This window comes from Martinezella lusitana (assembly GCF_014207095.1).
Classification (GTDB): Bacteria; Pseudomonadota; Alphaproteobacteria; order Rhizobiales; family Rhizobiaceae; genus Rhizobium; species Rhizobium lusitanum_B.
The window spans coordinates 197,096-214,604 of the sequence record NZ_JACHBG010000005.1 but is presented as its reverse complement, the minus strand read 5'-3'; the positions used below and the strand labels follow the sequence as shown (position 1 = coordinate 214,604).

The 17,509-nt window shown below is 60.6% G+C and carries 13 protein-coding genes and 1 riboswitch; of the genes, 8 read left to right on the top strand and 5 right to left on the bottom strand.

What is annotated here, in order from left to right; translation table 11 throughout:
- The first annotated feature begins 650 nt into the window (after positions 1-650).
- From GGD46_RS13660 to GGD46_RS13640, 5 genes are all read left to right on the top strand, one after another.
- Positions 651-3,779 (top strand): helicase-related protein, encoded by a 3,129-nt coding sequence (locus GGD46_RS13660; RefSeq protein ID WP_184704649.1) that lies wholly within the window; start codon positions 651-653, stop codon positions 3,777-3,779.
- A gap of 3 nt (positions 3,780-3,782) precedes the next feature.
- Positions 3,783-4,187 (top strand): RNA-binding S4 domain-containing protein, encoded by a 405-nt coding sequence (locus GGD46_RS13655; protein ID WP_184704647.1) that lies wholly within the window; start codon positions 3,783-3,785, stop codon positions 4,185-4,187.
- Between the two features lie 207 nt (positions 4,188-4,394).
- Positions 4,395-4,733, top strand: a complete 339-nt coding sequence (gene fdxA / locus GGD46_RS13650) for a ferredoxin FdxA (protein ID WP_004127002.1) — start codon at positions 4,395-4,397, stop codon at positions 4,731-4,733.
- Between the two features lie 397 nt (positions 4,734-5,130).
- Complete coding sequence (locus GGD46_RS13645; RefSeq protein ID WP_184704645.1) at positions 5,131-5,703, top strand: CarD family transcriptional regulator; 573 nt, start codon at positions 5,131-5,133, stop codon at positions 5,701-5,703.
- 407 nt (positions 5,704-6,110) lie between these two features.
- Positions 6,111-6,974: an RNA polymerase factor sigma-32 gene (locus GGD46_RS13640; protein ID WP_184704643.1), complete on the top strand. Its 864-nt coding sequence runs from the start codon at positions 6,111-6,113 to the stop codon at positions 6,972-6,974.
- 134 nt (positions 6,975-7,108) lie between these two features.
- On the opposite strand, the gene GGD46_RS13635 is transcribed toward GGD46_RS13640, so the two are convergent.
- The 5 genes from GGD46_RS13635 to GGD46_RS13615 form a co-directional block, all read right to left on the bottom strand.
- Positions 7,109-8,533, bottom strand: a complete 1,425-nt coding sequence (locus GGD46_RS13635) for a M48 family metalloprotease (protein ID WP_184705033.1) — start codon at positions 8,531-8,533, stop codon at positions 7,109-7,111.
- 377 nt (positions 8,534-8,910) lie between these two features.
- The gene (locus GGD46_RS13630; RefSeq protein ID WP_184704641.1) at positions 8,911-9,639 is read right to left on the bottom strand and encodes an ATP-binding cassette domain-containing protein; all 729 of its coding nucleotides are present in this window, start codon (positions 9,637-9,639) and stop codon (positions 8,911-8,913) included.
- Entirely contained in the window at positions 9,632-11,269 is a 1,638-nt protein-coding gene (gene thiP, locus GGD46_RS13625) for a thiamine/thiamine pyrophosphate ABC transporter permease ThiP (protein WP_184704639.1), read from the bottom strand. The genes GGD46_RS13630 and thiP overlap by 8 nt, the downstream gene beginning before the upstream one ends.
- A gap of 10 nt (positions 11,270-11,279) precedes the next feature.
- A complete protein-coding gene (gene thiB, locus GGD46_RS13620; protein WP_184704637.1) occupies positions 11,280-12,308 on the bottom strand; it encodes a thiamine ABC transporter substrate binding subunit in 1,029 nt (342 codons plus the stop codon).
- Positions 12,309-12,358: 50 nt separating this feature from the next.
- Positions 12,359-12,475, bottom strand: a riboswitch (TPP riboswitch).
- 70 nt (positions 12,476-12,545) lie between these two features.
- Complete coding sequence (locus GGD46_RS13615) at positions 12,546-14,081, bottom strand: MDR family MFS transporter (protein ID WP_184704635.1); 1,536 nt, start codon at positions 14,079-14,081, stop codon at positions 12,546-12,548.
- 166 nt (positions 14,082-14,247) lie between these two features.
- Here GGD46_RS13615 and GGD46_RS13610 point away from each other — a divergent pair, with 166 nt between their 5' ends.
- The 3 genes from GGD46_RS13610 (at position 14,248) to GGD46_RS13600 (ending at position 17,334) form a co-directional block, all read left to right on the top strand.
- Positions 14,248-14,775, top strand: a complete 528-nt coding sequence (locus GGD46_RS13610; protein ID WP_184704633.1) for a MarR family winged helix-turn-helix transcriptional regulator — start codon at positions 14,248-14,250, stop codon at positions 14,773-14,775.
- A 73-nt stretch (positions 14,776-14,848) separates the two neighbouring features.
- Positions 14,849-15,502 carry a thiamine diphosphokinase gene (locus tag GGD46_RS13605; protein WP_184704630.1) on the top strand — a complete coding sequence of 218 codons (654 nt, stop codon included), beginning with the start codon at positions 14,849-14,851 and terminating at the stop codon, positions 15,500-15,502.
- Between the two features lie 2 nt (positions 15,503-15,504).
- On the top strand, positions 15,505-17,334 hold the full coding sequence (locus tag GGD46_RS13600; protein ID WP_184704628.1) for an ABC-F family ATP-binding cassette domain-containing protein: 1,830 nt from the start codon (positions 15,505-15,507) through the stop codon (positions 17,332-17,334).
- Positions 17,335-17,509: the final 175 nt, after the last annotated feature.

Here is a 17,509-nt window from a genome sequence, read left to right as displayed (position 1 = left end):
TGATCGAAGCGTTAATATGAACACCTTTTGGTTGTATATGTCGATTTTTATATTTGTACTCGCTGAAAGATTAATCGCAATCCAGGATTCGGCGTGATTCGCGGCTTCAACCCTTCGGAGTCCTGCGTGATTCCAGCGGAGAGGCACCATATATGGTGTAGAACAAAGGCGGAATCGGCCGAAATCGCCGATTCGTTCAGGTTTTGAGCCGAATCTTAACTAGGCAGATCTCTGTGAGAAAATACCTATTATTTACAGATTGTTAACCATGAACTTATTCGAATTTCAGCCCAGCTAGGACTCCCCGCTTGACTCGTCTTGTCTGGAAGAACGCGCGAAAAATGCGATTCAGTATTTGGTGGGACTCTATCAATCGAAATCCATATATAGTAGAGAACACATAGGGAACGCTGCTGAGTCAGCGATTCGTCTCCGATTCGTTCTCAGGCTGTTCCGGAATCGCCGGGACTCGCGTGGGCTGTGGGGGTAATGTAGCTTTTGGTTGAATTGGCTTGTTGTGAAATCGAATGTTGCGGCTGTTGTTTTTTCATTCAGGTCTTGCCTTTGTCACATATGGTCGTCATCTCTTCCTTTCTTCCAGAGGAGCTTGCTGATCGGAAGACGGTAGTTTCTCGCCCATGCACGGACCAATGACTAAAAATTCCCAGCCTATGATCCTGAGCGGACGCGGCGTAACCGCGGTGCTCGGACCGACCAATACCGGCAAGACCCATTATGCCATCGAGCGTATGGTGGCGCACGGCAGCGGCGTTATCGGCCTGCCGCTGCGGTTGCTGGCGCGTGAGGTTTATACGCGCGTGGTCGAGAAAGTCGGGCCGCAGCATGTGGCGCTTGTCACGGGTGAAGAGAAGATATCGCCACCCAATGCGCGCTATTCGGTCTGCACGGTGGAGGCCATGCCGCGTGAGACGCGCGCCTCCTTCGTTGCTATCGACGAAGTGCAGCTGGCGGGTGACCTTGAGCGTGGTCACATCTTCACGGACCGCATCCTGCATCTGCGCGGCCGGGACGAGACGTTGCTGCTCGGCGCCGGCACCATGCGGCCGATTCTGGAGCAGCTGCTGCCGGGTATCACCGTTCTTGAACGGCCGCGGCTTTCGCACCTTTTCTATGCCGGGCAAAAGAAAATCACGCGTCTGCCGCAACGTACCGCGATCGTCGCCTTTTCCGCCGACGAAGTTTATGCGATCGCCGAGCTCATCCGCCGTCAGCGCGGCGGCGCCGCGGTGGTGCTAGGCGCGCTCAGCCCACGCACCCGCAACGCTCAGGTTGCGCTCTATCAGGCCGGCGACGTCGAATATCTGGTCGCGACCGATGCGATCGGCATGGGCCTCAACCTCGATGTCGATCATGTCGCCTTTGCCCAGGATCGCAAATTCGACGGCTATCAGTTCCGCAATCTCAATCCGGGCGAGCTAGGCCAGATCGCCGGCCGTGCCGGCCGTCATCTCAAGGACGGCACTTTCGGCGTGACCGGCCAGGTCGATCCTTTCGACGACGAGCTGGTGCGCCGGATCGAAGGGCACGAGTTCGATACGGTAAAGGTGTTGCAGTGGCGCACCAAGGATTTCGATTTCTCTTCAATTGCCGCATTGCGTGCCAGTCTGGAAGACGCGCCACGCGTGCAGGGCTTGACGCGGACGCTGCCTGCGGTAGACCAGCAGGCGTTGGAATATTTGTCACGCGATCTGGAGATTGTCGATCTTGCCAACAACCCGGCCCGGGTTGAGAAATTATGGGAGGCCTGTGCGCTTCCGGACTACCGGCGCATTACGCCTGCCCAGCATGCCGATCTCATCGCCACCCTCTTTTCCGATCTTGTCCGCTATGGCACGGTGAAAGAGGATTTCCTCGCCGAACAGGTGCATCGCGCCGATCGGACAGATGGGGAGATCGACACGCTTTCGGCGCGAATCGCGCAGATAAGGACTTGGACCTATGTGTCGAATCGGCCCGGCTGGCTTGCCGATCCGACACACTGGCAAGAAAAGACGCGGGAAATCGAGGATCGATTGTCCGACGCGTTACATGAGAGGTTGACGAAACGCTTTGTTGATCGCAGGACATCTGTGCTCATGAAGCGCCTGAGAGAGAATGCGATGCTGGAAGCTGAAATCAGTGTGAATGGGGATGTCTTCGTCGAAGGGCATCATGTGGGACAGTTGACCGGATTCCGGTTCACGCCTATCTCGGGAACCGAGGGGCCGGACGCCAAAGCTGTCCAGGCTGCCTCGCTGAAGGCGCTCGCGCTGGAATTCGAGGCGCGTGCCGCCCGCATGCATGCGGCTGGCAACGGCGATCTTGCGATCAGTGCCGATGGTCTGGTGCGCTGGCTTGGCGACCCTGTGGCGCGCCTGTCGGGCAGCGATCACATCATGCGTCCGCGCGTCATCCTGCTCGCCGACGAGCAGCTGACGGGCAATGCGCGTGATCATGTCGCCGCGCGTATCGAGCGTTTTGTGAATCATCACATCAGCACGATCCTGAAGCCGTTGGACGATCTCCAGCGCGCCGAAGATCTGCAGGGCCTCGCCAAGGGCCTGGCTTTCCAGCTGGTGGAGAATCTCGGCGTTCTGTTCCGCCGCGACGTTACCGAAGAGGTAAAGTCGCTGGATCAGGATGGACGCGCCTCCATGCGTCGCTACGGCGTTCGCTTCGGCGCCTACCATATTTTCGTGCCCGCACTGCTAAAGCCGGCTCCGGCCGAGCTCATCACTTTGCTTTGGGCATTGAAGAACGACGGTCTCGACAAGCCGGGCTATGGTGATTTGATCCCCGTACTGGCCGCAGGCCGTACGTCTGTCGTCACGGATCCGAGCTACGAGCGTATGTTTTACAAGCTGGCGGGCTTCAGGTTCCTCGGCAAGCGTGCGGTGCGCATCGACATTCTCGAGCGCCTGGCGGACCTCATCCGTCCGCTGCTGCAGTGGAAGCCCGGCCAGGCTTCGCGCCCGGAAGGTGCCTATGACGGTCGCCGATTCACGACGACGACGGCGATGCTCTCCATCCTCGGTGCAACGCTCGAAGACATGGAAGAGATCCTCAAGGGTCTCGGCTATCGCGCTGATGCCGTGAAGCCGGAGGAGGCAGCTGCCTTCCTGGCGCAGCAGGATGCGAGCGCCGCGCCGGCGCCGGTAGCGGAAGCTGCTGGCGAGAGTGCTGACCATGACGATGCCGACGCAGCTAGCGAAGAGCCGGCTAAGGAGGCAGAAGCCGTTGCGCAGGAAGTAGCTCCGGCTGCCGAGGCTGCCCCGGTTGAAGCTGCTGCTGCAGCCGAAGTTGTGGCTCCCGATGCCGAAGTTGTCGAGCCGAAGTCGGTTCTGCTTTGGCGTCTTGGCGGACGCAGCGATCAGCAGCAGCGTCAGGGCGGCCGTGGTCACGGCGATCGTCGTGGCCAGCAGGGCGAAGGCCGCGGTCATCAAGGCAATCGTCGCGCTGGCGGCGAGCAGGCAAGCGGTGAAGGCAACCGCGAGGGTCGTGATCGTCGTGACGGGCGTGAAGCTCGTGGCGGTGACAAGGGTCCGCGTGGTAACAATCGCGAGGGCGGCCGTCCGCAGCAACAGGGTGGCCGTGGCGAGCGAAACGACCGTCAGGAGCGTGGCGACCGAAACGATCGCAACAATCGGAATGATCGCAACAACCGTGGCGCATCGCAGCCTCTGCGCTTCGAAGCAAAGCCGCCGCGCAAGGAAAAGCCGATCGATCCGGATTCTCCGTTCGCAAAGCTCGCTGCCCTCAAGGAGCAGATGAAGAAATAGGCCATGAAGGACGAGAAGCAGCCATTTTCCGGTTCGCGCCAGCGCATCGACAAATGGCTCTTCTTTGCCCGGATGGTGAAATCCCGCTCGCTGGCGCAGCTGTATGTGCAGAATGGCAGCGTGCGGGTGAACGGTGATCGCGTCGTTCAGCCAAGCTACAATTTGAAGGTCGGCGACCGTATAGAGCTCTCGCTGGAGCGTCGCGACATCATCCTGATCGTGCGGGCAGCCGGTGAACGCAGAGGGCCTTTCGAGGAAGCCAAGCTCCTCTATGAAGACCTGACACCGCCGCCGAGTGAGGCAAAACACCTCACCCCCTTCGAGCAGGCTCAGCGGGCGCCGGGCAGCGGCAGGCCGACCAAACGCGACCGGCGCGCAATCGATCGTCTGATCTCGGACGATGATTAGAAAACTCTGTCCGTCACCGGCGGTTTTGAAGATTGTTTGTCCTTGAAATTGGCTGATAAAGTCGGTACCTCACGATCAACCTGCCGGTAACCAGCTGGACGGCGAGTCTGCGCAATGCGCATTCGTCTGCTCGTTCGGCTCCGTGGACAAGGTGCGACGTTCCAGGTTGCGCAACCGCGGAAGCTAGAGACATTCCTGGAGTGCTTCATGACATATGTCGTGACCGACAATTGCATCCGCTGCAAGTATACCGATTGCGTAGAAGTCTGCCCTGTCGACTGCTTCTACGAGGGCGAGAATTTCCTCGTCATCCATCCCGACGAATGCATCGATTGCGGCGTCTGCGAACCGGAATGTCCGGCGGAGGCTATCAAGCCCGATACGGAGCCGGGCCTCGACAAGTGGCTGAAGATCAATGCCGAATATGCATCCATCTGGCCGAATATCACGGTCAAGCGTGACGCGCTTCCGGAAGCCAAGGAGATGGACGGCGAGCAGGGTAAGTTCGAGAAGTATTTCTCGACGAATCCCGGCGCCGGCGATTGATCAGGGGCGGTGACAGGCCGCCCATAAAGGTGTAGTCGATATTGCACGGAGCGAATCACCACGGCTGAGCCGCATGGTGGTCAACGTGGCCATTTTGGCGTGCGTGAAGCAAATTATTGATTTCCTCAGATTTTTGTGATAGCTTGCTCATACTGATCCACAGCGGCATTTCGCATGCCCAAAACCATCACGAAAGCAAATAGCCAATCCGTACGCGGTTTCCCTGCCATATCAACGTTTTGTGTGTCGGGTCTGGGGTCGCGATGGATGGGTTAGTGTTTGCATGAGTCTGGCTGGACCAGGATGAAGTCCTTGACGGTGCTTCCGTCTCATCCGGGCCTGACTGACCCGGCCCCGGCCCTTAACCCGGGCGCGTAACAGGGAGTTTTTGAAAAGAATGACGACCCAGCAGAAAAAACCTTCAGCAGCACGCCATGGCTTCAAGACTGGTGAAGCGATCGTTTATCCGGCCCACGGTGTCGGCACGATCACTGCGATCGAAGAGCAGGAAGTTGCGGGCATGAAGCTCGAGCTGTTCGTAATCGACTTCGAGAAAGACAAGATGCGCCTGAAGGTGCCGGTGGCCAAGGCCATGAGCATCGGCATGCGCAAGCTCTCCGAGACGGATTTCGTCGATCGTGCATTGAAGGTCGTGCAGGGCAAAGCCCGCGTGAAGCGCACCATGTGGTCGCGCCGCGCCCAGGAATATGATGCCAAGATCAATTCCGGCGATCTGATCTCGATTGCGGAAGTGGTTCGCGACCTCTATCGCGCCGAGAACCAGCCGGAACAGTCCTATTCCGAACGTCAGCTTTATGAGGCTGCGCTTGATCGCATGGCGCGCGAAATTGCCGCCGTCAACAAGATGTCGGAAACGGAAGCTGTCCGCCTTGTCGAGACCAATCTCAACAAGGGTCCGAAGCGTGGCAAGGTCATCGAGGAAGACGATTCCCAGGACGAAGCCGCATAAGGCCAAGGCGCCCTATACCACTTTTAAAAACCCGGCCTTCGCGCCGGGTTTTTTCTTTGGAACCTTTTTCGTGCTGCCGCGTTTTAACCTCGTGTTTGCGGTTGGTGTGGGTGCTCTCCGGTAGGAGAATTTCCAGGCAGGCCGCTTCATGAATGTTCACGAGGACCGGCCTATGCGTTTTCATCCGAAGCTCCCCGGCGATCTGAAGATGCTTCAATCGTCAGACCCGTTCGATGAGATCGAACTAGACTAGTCATCGATCATCCGGCGCGCCGGAGATCGGTCTCCAATTTCGCATTTCATTCAATTGATTTTCATCCGAACAGCGATGTCCGGAAACGATGACTGCTGCCCTTCTCGTCGACCGCGGCATAGAGACGATTTGAGGCCGAACCCAGGAGATGCATATGACGAATATGTCTGCAGATCGGCGAATGATCAAAGTCGCAATGGCTGCTCCCTATCTCGATCGCGACGAAGAGCATGACCTTGCCATACGCTGGAAGGACCATGAGGATCGCGGCGCCCGCAATCAGATCGCAACCGCCCATATGCGCCTTGTTATTTCGATGGCGGGCAAGTTTCGCAATTTCGGCTTGCCGATGAGCGATCTCGTACAAGAGGGCTATGTAGGTCTGTTGGAAGCGGCGGCAAGGTTTGAGCCGGAGCGGGAAGTGCGTTTTTCGACCTATGCCAGCTGGTGGATCCGCGCGTCGATCCAGGATTATATCCTGCGTAACTGGTCGATCGTTCGCGGTGGCACGAGTTCGGCGCAGAAGGCGCTGTTCTTCAATCTTCGCCGTCTGCGCGCCAAGCTCGCGCGAAGCGATTCGAACGTCACCGTCCAGGCCATCCATGAGGAAATCGCCGTGACGCTCGGTGTCAGCCTCGCCGATGTGCAGACGATGGATGCGCGTCTTTCCGGCAGCGACACTTCGCTGCAGGCACCGTCGATATCGGGCGATTCCGAAAGCGCCGAGCGCATCGATTTTCTGATCAGCAGCGAGCCGCTTCCGGACGAACAGGTCTCGGACATGATCGACGGCGAACGCCGCCGCGTCTGGCTCGCATCGGCGCTGAAACACCTCAATGAGCGTGAAATGAAGATCATCCGTGCTCGCCGCCTTGTCGAAGACGGCGCGACGCTGGAGGAGCTTGGTGCCGATCTCGGCATCTCCAAGGAGCGCGTTCGACAGATCGAGAGCCGCGCGATGGACAAGCTTCGTTGCGCCTTGGTCGACGCCGATCCGCGCATGGCGAGCTACGCCTGACAGCAGCCTTCTCCCGGTGGGGAGAAGGTAACGCCCCTACAGCCTTTCCGCTTTTCTGCGAAACGCGAAAATGCTCTCTTTGTTGTTACGCAATATTGGACGGAAAACCGCTTCGGCCTTTTCCGTGAATTGTTCTATTCGGCGATAATCTTGACCTTGTCGCCCGGTGCGATGCTTGCGCCGGTGGGCAGGGCATTGATCAATTTGAACAGGTCGAGCTTGCGGTCGGTGCCCATCATGCGGGCGGCAAGCGTGGTGATCGTGTCGCCCGGCTTGACGGTAACGACGCGAACGCGCAGCGGCTTTAGCGATGCCGCCTCTTCCGGTGTCATGTGCCGGAAGCTCGCGCGTAGCACATTGGCCGTCTGATCCAGCTGGGCGATATTTCCCTTCGGAACTGCCGTCAGGAAGCGGAAAATTTGCGTGCGGTCGCGGATCACCGTGACGTCGAAATCCCAACGGTCGGCGGAGGCGCGCGCGGTTGCGGCCGGCATGCCGTTGACGGTGATCGACTTGATCGACGAGGGATCGAGGCCGGTTACCCAGCCGCTGGAAATATAATTCGTCAGATTCTGGTTCTGGGTATCGGCGACGCCGTCGAAACGGATGGCGATGTCGCCCGGGCCAGTCGCCATGACGGCTTCGACCTTGTTGTCGATGCGGAAATCGGGCGGCACGTCGAAACGGATGCCGAGGCCGCCATGCAGGAAGGTCTGGCCGCGCACATAGCCTTCTTCGGGGCTGTCGCCATAGAGCAGGCCGTCAATGCCGCCTAGATAGTAACCGCGCCCGGTGTCGCCGACTTTGCCTTCCTCGCCGAATTGGCGGGCATGCGCCTTGGCAAGGTCGATGCGCTGTGGCGTGCTCGGATGGCTCGACAAGAAGTCCAGACTCTGATCGGCGTCGGAATTGGCCGTCATGAAGCGGCTGTAGTCTTCCATGGCGTTGAGGAAGCGCGCTGCGGCATAGGGGTCGTAGCCGGCTTGGCCGAGCGTGCGGATACCGATCTCGTCCGCCTGCAGTTCCTGCTGGCGCGAGAATGCGGCGAGACGCAGCTTGCCGCGGGCAAGCGCCTGCTTGCCGGCAAGATCGCTTGACAGAACTTCAGCAACGACGCGGCTGGCAATGACTTCAGCCTCTTCGCGCTTCTGTCGTTCGATGCCGTGATTGGCAGTGACGTGCGCCATTTCATGCGACAGGACTGCGGCGACTTCCGACGCGTCGTTGGCCAAGGCCAGCAGGCCGCGCGTCACGTAAAGATAGCCGCCCGGCAGCGCGAAGGCGTTGATCGATGGCGAATTGAGAATGGTGATGCGATAGGACTGCTGCGGGTTCTCCGACACGCTGGTCAAGGCGCCGGCAATGCGGGCAACGAGGCGCTCCGTCTTGGCGTCCTTATACTCGCCGCCGTAGCTCGCGAGAATGCGCGGATGTTCGCGGGCTCCCATTTGCGCGCGCGGGTCGTTCTTCTGTACCTCGGAAACGATCTGCGGATTGGCCGAAGGCGAGACGCTCGGCTGATACGACTGATCCATCACCGTTTGGCAACTGTTCAGCATCGCTGCGGCGACAAGAAGAGGCGCCAAGCGGCGCAAACGGGCTGCGACGATCGCTCTGATCCTTCGTTCTGCTCGTTCGCTCTGCTTGTTTACCAGTGTCTCACTCATTTCGCTGCCATGCCGGCTCGGCGCCAAATCCGGTTGATCATGACCGGGCGGATCATCGTCGCGCGCCGATAAAGGTTGCCTTTACCCCATCGATCCGCATTTGCCCGGACGGTCTCCACCTTTTGCTGTAGCCGATTTTGGCACCGGTTGCATAGCGAGACTCCGTTTAAATGTGGCAGCGTTGTATTTTAGCAAGCATTTCCCCGGACTTTCAGCCGCTCGGCGCGACGAAATTAAGGCAAAGCCCGCGGCATAATGCTGCGCCGCACTTAATGGCGGAGAAATGTTGTAAGTGCCGGGATATCGACGGTGTTTAGAAACGTCTCGATGGGGGCGGAAAGTGCGATTCTGCCGCCGTCGATAAAGACGGCATGGTCGGCAAGGCGCCGCACCTCCGCAGGATCGTGCGAGACGATCAGCACCGTATTGCGGGTCTCCCGGTGCAGGGTTTTCAGTAATTCAACCATGCCGGAGCGCAGTCCGGGATCGAGCGCTGCGAAGGGTTCGTCCAGGAGCAGGATCGGCTTGTCGCGCACTAATGCCCTGGCGAAAGCGGCACGCTGGCGTTCGCCACCCGATAGGGTTCCGGGTTCACGCCGTTCGAAACCGGCCAGCCCGACGCGCGCAAGTGCCTCCGAGACCCTTTGCCGGTCCTGCGCGGAGAGCTTCAGCGAAGGGTTGATGCCCAGCCCAACATTGGTGAAAAGGTCGAGATGGGCAAAGAGATTGTTGTCTTGGAAGACGAGCGATACCGGCCGCTCAGCGGGATGTTTGCCGGTCACGTCCTGTCCGGCGAGGAGAACGCGGCCCCGATCGGGTTGTTCGAAGCCGGCCAAGAGATTGAGGAAGGTCGATTTGCCCGAACCGGAAGGTCCGGCAACCGCAATGATTCCGCCCTGCGGCAATGTGCAATCGAAGCGGAAATCATGCGTTCCGAGCCGCAATTCGACGCCTGTCATCGCGATGCTGCGTTCGATCATATTGCTGCCGTCAGTCATCTTGCTTGCCTTCACCGTCGCGAGCGCCCTGGCCCACCGTGCCGGCGATGGTGAGGAGAAAGCATACCATGCCAAGGATCAGGGCATATCCATCGGCGTCGTTGGTGCGGTAACTGCCAAGCTTGCTGTAGACCAGCCAGGGCAGGGTCATCAGGCTGCTGGAGCCGAAGAGGGCCACGGCGCCGAGATCGCCGAGCGAAAGCGCCATGGCGAAGGAGAGCGCGGTGAAGAGGGGCTTGCGAAGGCCGGGCCAATCAATGAGCCGGAGTCGCGTTACGCCTTGAAGGCCAAGGCTTGCAGCCAGCCGCGCGGTGCGCCGCCGATGAACGGCATAGGCCGGCTCCAATACCCGGATAGCGAAAGGAAGTGCCATCAGCGCGTTGATGACGACGATCAGGATTGCCGCAAATCGGCTGGGGTCGCCGAGCGAGCGCAGCGCCAGGAACCAGCCGGTCGCCAGCACAATCGGCGGAACGAGCAGAATGAGCGAGGAGGCTCCCGTCAGGGTAGCCGCAAGGCTGCGCAGGCTCCGCGATTTCTTGCGATCCGCGGAGATCACCGAGCGGGCATGAATGATGGCAAACGATATCGCGACGGCCAAAAGCCCGGCGGCAAGCGCGATTCCGAGGCTGGTTATGGCTGCCTGCAGAAAGATCGCCTGACCGGCGAGCTTGAGAAGATTGGCTTCGAGACCAGCGACAATGACGGATGCGAGTGGCAGGCCGATGAAGAGGGCGGCGGCAAGCAGCAAGGCGGCGTCGGCCCATCGGGCGCCGCGCAGTTGCCCGTCGATGCGCCGCAGGGCACGGCCGCTCGTCAGCCCGTGGTCGTCCGCCGAGGGAAACAGCGTCATCGCTCCGAGGATCGCCGCCGTAACGACGATCTGCAGCAGCGACAGCATCACGGCGCGGCCAGGATCGAAATCGAAACGCAACGCCTGATAGATCGCGACTTCCAGTGTCGTTGCGGCCGGACCGCCGCCGAGGGTTAGCACCAGCGTGAAGCTGGTGGCGCAGAGCATGAAGATCAGCCCGGCAATGCCGGGGATGAGGCCGCGCAGCACAGGCCACTCGATAAAGCGGAATACGGAATGTGGTTTCATGCCGAGGCCGCCGGCTACCAGCCAATATTCCGCCGGCACACGCTCCAGCCCGGCCAGCATCAGCCGGCAGGCGAGCGGCATGTTGAAGAAGACGTGCGCCAGCAGAATGCCGGCCAAGCCATAGATGCTGATCGGCTGCGATAGGCCAAGGGTTGCAAGCGCCTGATTGAGCAGACCCTGCCGGCCCCATATGCCGAGCAGGCCGAGCGCGCCGATCAGCACCGGCAGACCCATGGGCACGGCCATCAGCCGGATCAGCCATAGCCGGCCGGGAAAGCGCGGCTGGCGCGCAAGCGCGCGGGCGACCGGTATGGCGAGCGCGACGGAAAGCAATGTCGATAGGATCGCCTGCAGCAGTGTGAACTGCAGCACGCGCAGCAGGTAGGGGTCGGTCAACGGGTTGTGGCCGCCGGAGTTGATCCCGGCGGCAAGCAGGATTACCACGGCGATCCCAACGAAAAGCGCGATGCCAGCGAGGCTGAGCGCCCCGCCGGAAATGGCACGCCTTCTTTCGGATGCCGTGAGCATGGTCGCGATATCAGTTGCCGCTGGTGGCCGTCAGCCACTCGTCGATCCAGGCCTTGCGGTTCTTTTCGACGACATCGGGGCTGATGAGGAAGGTCTTTGACGGCACGACGAGCTTGCCGAAGGCGTCCGGCAGCGGCGTCGAGGTGGCCGAGACCGGCATCATCCAGTTGCTTGTCGGGATGATGTCCTGGAAGCCCGGAGAGACCATGAACTTCAGGAAGTCGTGGGCCAGGTCCTTATTGGGTGACGACTTGATGAGACCGGCAACCTCGATCTGGATGTAATGTCCCTCGGAGAAGCCGGCGGCCTGATAGCGGTCGGTCTTCTCCTCGATCATGTGATAGGCCGGCGACGTCGTGTAGGAGAGCGCCATTGGTGCTTCGCCCTTGGTGAAGAGGTCGTAGGCTTCCGACCAGCCGGGCGTTACCGTCAGGATGCGGCCCTTGAGCTTTGCCCAGGCATCGGCTGATTTATCACCATAGATCGACTTTACCCAGAGCAGCAGGCCGAGGCCGGGCGTCGAGGTGCGGGGATCTTCGATGACGATCTTCTGCTTGGGGTCGCCCTCGACGAGATCCTTCATGCTCTTAGGCGGATTCTTGATTGTCTGTGTGTCGTAGATGACGGCGAAATGGCCGTAGTCATAGGGCACGAAGATATCGTTCTTAAAGTCGCCGGGAACCTTCAGTGCCGAGGTATCGACGCCGCTTGCGTCGAAAAGGCCGGTATCCTTGGCTTCGTCGACGAGGTTGGTATCGAGGCCGAGGACGACATCGGCCTTGGTGCCGGCGCCTTCGAGCTTCAGGCGGGAGAGAAGCGCAACGCCATCGGTGACGCTGACGTAATTGACCGTGCAGCCGCAGGTCTTTTCGAAGGCGGCTTTGACCTTCGGGCCGGGACCCCATTCGGACGTGAAGCTCTCATAGGTATAGATGGTCAGCGTCTTATCGGCGGCAGCGGCAGGCTGGGCGGCGAAAAACGTCGTTCCGGCGGCGAGCGCCAGGCCGGTGATGAATGACAATAGCGAACGGTCGTGCATGGCAGCGCCTCCTCTTTGGTTTCGTCTTGAAGGGGAAAAGGGCGCTATGATTTCGTCACGCGTCTAATCCCTCCGCCGGTGTTAGCCGGATCAGGTTCCGCGGGTTGGCCGGTGAAAGCCTCTCAGCCAGATGTCCGATTGGACATAAGGCACCCCGTTAGAGCGTCGGCAGATTTAGCCCTGTGACGAAGGGATGACAAGGGAAATGATTCCCTTGTCGATTGCAGCATGGAAGACCTACTCGGCAGCTTCCGCGACGGCGGCGTTTTCCTGCGCCTTGCTGGCGCCGGGAAGCTGCACGTTTTTCAGCGTGAGAGACGTCAGCAGGCCGAGCAGGCAGATGCCGGCAGCGGTCATGAAAAGCGGGCTGAAGGCACCCGCATAGGCGTTGGCGACGGCTTCGCGGGTTGCCTCGGGCAAGGCGGCCATCATCTTCGGAGTCAGCTGTTCGATATCGGACACACCGGGTATGGAAACGCCGATATTGCCAAGCTTTGCGGCAATGATGGCGCCGTAGATCGAGATGGCGATCGAGGCGCCGCCCATGCGCGAGAGCGTGACAGCGCCGGTCGCAGCGCCGACGTCGCGGGCCGCTGCCGCGTTCTGCACGCCGATGACGGGCACCTGCTGGGCAAGGCCGATGCCGATGCCATGCAGCAGCATCAAAGCGCCGATGACGGCGATCGGCGTTCCGGCATGGACGAAGCCGAGCGAGGCAAAGGCGATGGTGCTGCAGGCGGCGCTGGCGACCGCGAAAGGCTTGTAGCGTCCCCTTGCTGCGATCAGCCGGCCGGCAGACAGGGAGCCGCAGACGAGGCCGCCGGTCAGCAGAATGAACAGCAATCCGGTTGTCGAAGGCGAAAGGCCGGTTGTGGTCTGCAGGAACAGCGCGAAGTAGTTGACCATGCCGATGGCGACGGCGCCGCTGGTGATCGAGATGATCAGAAGCCGGCCGAATGTCGGATTGCGGAAGAGCGACATCGGGACGATCGGCTCCGGCGCGCGGCGCTCGATAAAGACCCAGGTGACGGCGCAGAGGACGCCGAAAGCGATGATGCCGAGGCATTGCGGCGACAAGAGCGATCCGAAAAGCTCGCTGCCATCTGCGGCAAGCACGATGCTTGTCGTCGTCAAGGCAAGGACGATCGCGCCGGCATAATCGATCTTCGGTCGGCGGACCGGCTTGCGGTAGGGCAGCATGGTGGCGAGGCCGGCCAGCACAATGAAGCCGATCGGTACGTTGACGAGGAAGATGGAGCGCCAGCCGAACAGATCGCTCATCGTGCCGCCAAGGACGGGGCCGACGGCGCCGGATGCCATCAGCACGAGGCTGGAATAGCTCTGGTAGCGGGCGCGCTCGCGCGGTTCGAAGAGGTCGGCGTTGACGGCGAAGATCGAGACCATGATGCCGCCACCGCCGAAGCCCTGCAGCACGCGGGCGGCGATCAGCGTGTTCATCGAAACCGCAAGGCCGCAGACGGCGGAGCCGATCGTGAAGATCGCGATCGCCGTCATCATCACATATTTGCGGCCGAAGAGATCGCCGAGCTTGCCGTAGACCGGCATGACGGCGGAAAGGGAGAGGAGATAGGCCGATCCGATCCAGCCGAAGCGTTCGAGATGGCCAAATTCGCCGACGATTGTCGGGAGCGCCGTCGATACGATCTGGTTGTCGAGCGTGGCCATGAACATGGCGGTCATCAGGAACAGGAAGAGAATAAGCCGCCGTCTATGATCCGCCACGAGCGGCGCGAACTTTGTCTGCATGTCCATGGGGCAACAAATCCGAACTTGGCCGGAGCGTTGCGCTATCGAGCGAATGCGCGGGACGCCCAGTCTTCATGGATGAAGCATATGTGCTATTAGCATATAATTGTCAATGGCAAGTGATTGCCATTTGCATGTTTTGTTTCCTCTCAACCTCTGCTATGGTGGAAGGATGACATCTGTGACGAATACACGCGAAGTTGAAGCCCAGGCGCCGGCCGAGGACGAGAGGTTCCAGCGCATCGGTCAGGCGATGTTGCGCATGCGTCTGCTGACAGGCCGCCGCATGATCGGCAGGCTTGCCATTCGTAACGTTGCTCCCGGACTTGAGCTTTCGCATCTCGATGTGCTCGACGCTGTAAGGCGGGCCGAGGGTACGGGCGAAGTGACCGTCGGCACCATCGCCGAGCTGCTGCGCATCGATCCTTCACGGGCAAGCCGCATCGTCGCCGACATGGTGGCGCGGGGCGTGTTGCGGCGCAAGGCCTCGCAGGCGGATGCGCGACGCATCGTCGTGGTGTTGACCGCGCTTGGGCAGCGCTTGCTGGCCGATATCCAGGCGCAAAAGCACGCGGTGATCGAAAGCATTTTCGCCGACTGGTCGCCCGAAGATGTCGAGAGCTTTTCATGGCTATTTGATCGATATGTTACCGGCTATGAGCGCATTTTCCAGGATTGTATGAAGGAAACAACCGACTGACCGGCCCGACTGGGCTGTTCTGGCGAACGGCGCTCTTCCCTAGGTGTAGGACTTTGCGCTATGGGCTTGGCCCATGAACCAGTCCACCACCTTCACCATCCTGCTTGGCGGCGAGCTTCGTCTGACGGACCGGCTGCGTGCGGCCGTTTCAGGTAGCCGTTTCATTGCCGCCGATGGCGGCATGCGCCATGCCATCGCGCTTGGAGCCGAGCCGGAACTGTGGGTCGGTGACTTTGATTCCACGCCGGCGGATCTGCTCGAAGCATTTTCGGACGTGACGAAGCAACCCTATCCGGCGGCGAAAGCGGCAACCGATGGCGAGATTGCCGTATCGGACGCGATCGACCGAGGCGCCGTGAGGCTGATCCTGGCCGGCGCCATGGGCGGCGAGCGTTCGGATCATGCGATCCAGCATTTGCTCTATGGTCTACAGCTCGCCGAAAAGGGCTTCGATGTACTGCTGACCTCGGGTGATGAGGAGGCCGTACCGCTGCCACCGGGTAAACTGGAACTCGATCTACCGGCCGGCTCGCTGTTTTCGGTGCTCGGTTTCAGCGATCTCACGGGCCTTTTCATCGAAAATGCCCGTTATCCCTTGCGCGACTTCCATCTGCCCTTCGGCGGGTCGCGCACCATTTCCAATGTGGCGGAAGGTGCAGTTCGCTTTTCGCTCGGCAGCGGCAGGGCGATCGTTCTTGCCCGCCCTTATGATCTCAGCGGAGTCTGATCTTGGCCCCTCCTATTCTGAAACTCGACGACATCTTCCTGAGCTTTGGCGGCGCGCCTCTTCTGGCCGGCGCCGGTCTGCAGGTCGAGCCGGGTGACAAGATCTGCCTGGTCGGACGCAACGGTTCCGGCAAGTCGACGCTTCTGAAGATCGCTGCCGGCATCGTCGAAGCGCAGTCGGGTGAGGTGTTCCGCCATCCGTCGTCGACCGTGCGCTATCTCGAACAGGCGCCGGATTTCGCCGGTTACAAGACCGTGGCGGCCTATGCCGAAGCCGGCCTCGGACCGGGCGACGATCCCTATCGCGTCACCTATCTCCTCTCCCATCTCGGTCTGACTGGCGAGGAAGACCCGAAGAACCTCTCGGGCGGCGAGGCGCGTCGCGCGGCTCTCGCCCGCGTCATGGCGCCCGAGCCGGATATCCTGCTGCTCGACGAGCCGACGAACCATCTCGACCTGCCGACCATCGAATGGCTGGAAGGCGAGCTGCAGAAGAGCCGCAGCGCGCTCGTGCTGATCTCGCACGACCGTCGTTTTCTCGAGAAGGTCTCGACGGCGACCGTCTGGCTCGATCGCGGCACCTCGCGCCGGCTGGACAGGGGCTTTTCCCATTTCGAAGCCTGGCGCGATCAGGTGCTCGAGGCCGAAGAGCTGGAACAGCACAAGCTCGGCAAGGCGATCGAGCGCGAGGAGCACTGGCTGCGTTATGGCGTGACCGCACGGCGCAAGCGCAATATGCGCCGCCTCGGCGAGCTGCAGGATATGCGCGCCCGCCATCGTGGCCACAAGGGTGCGTTGGGCACGGTACAGGCGTCGGCCTCCGATGCGCAGGAAAGCGGCAAGCTGGTGATCGAGGCCGACAAGATCACCAAGACCTATAATGACCGCGCGATCGTCGCACCGTTCTCGATCCGCGTCCATCGCGGCGATTGCATCGGTCTCGTCGGTCCGAACGGCGCCGGCAAGACGACACTTTTGAAGATGCTGACCGGCCAGCTGGAGCCTGATAGCGGTACGGTGAAGCTCGGCACCAATCTGGAGATCGCCACGCTCGACCAGAAGCGCGAGGAGTTGAACCCGGAAGACACGCTCGCCAACTACCTGACCGACGGTCGCGGCGAGAACCTCCTCGTCAATGGCGAGCAGCGGCATGTGACCGGCTACATGAAGGAATTCCTCTTCCAGCCGGAGCAGGCGCGCACGCCGATCAAGAATCTCTCCGGCGGCGAGCGTGCGAGGCTGATGCTGGCGCGCATCCTGTCGCGGCCGACCAATCTGCTGATCCTCGACGAGCCGACGAACGATCTCGACATCGAGACGCTGGATCTGCTGCAGGAAATCGTTTCCGGTTTTTCCGGCACGGTCATCCTCGTCAGCCACGACCGCGATTTTCTAGACCGCACCGTGACATCGACGATCGCGCCGGCCAACCCGGAAGATCCCGATGGCCGCTGGATCGAATATGCCGGCGGCTATTCCGATATGCTTGCCCAGCGCAAGGGCGTGATCGAAGAGCGCAAGCGCGCTGAAAAGGCGGCCGAGAAGCCGAAGGCTGCGGAAGCGTCATCATCGTCCGGCGACGCCTCGAAAGGCAAGAACAAGCTCTCTTACAAGCAGAAGTTCGCCCTCGAAAACCTGCCCAATGAAATGGCCAAGGCGGAAGCCGAGATCGCTGCGCGCGAAAAGAAGATGGCCGATCCGAACCTCTTCACCAAGGATCCCGCCACGTTCAACCGTCTTGCGGCCGAGATGGAAAAGCTGCGTGAGAACCTGACCAAGATGGAAGAGGAATGGCTGGAGCTTGAGATGCTGCGTGAGGAGCTGGAGGGCTGAGGCACCGGCCAGCTCACCCTATGCGGGTCTATCTATATCAAGAAAAAACAAGTGGTTGCGCTTGATGGCAGCCGCTTCTTTCCCTGTTGTCGAATCCGATAAACCGTTTATACATTAAGGCACGTTGCCGGACAAAGCGCCGGTTGATACCCCCGGGCCGGCGTGGCCCGTGGCG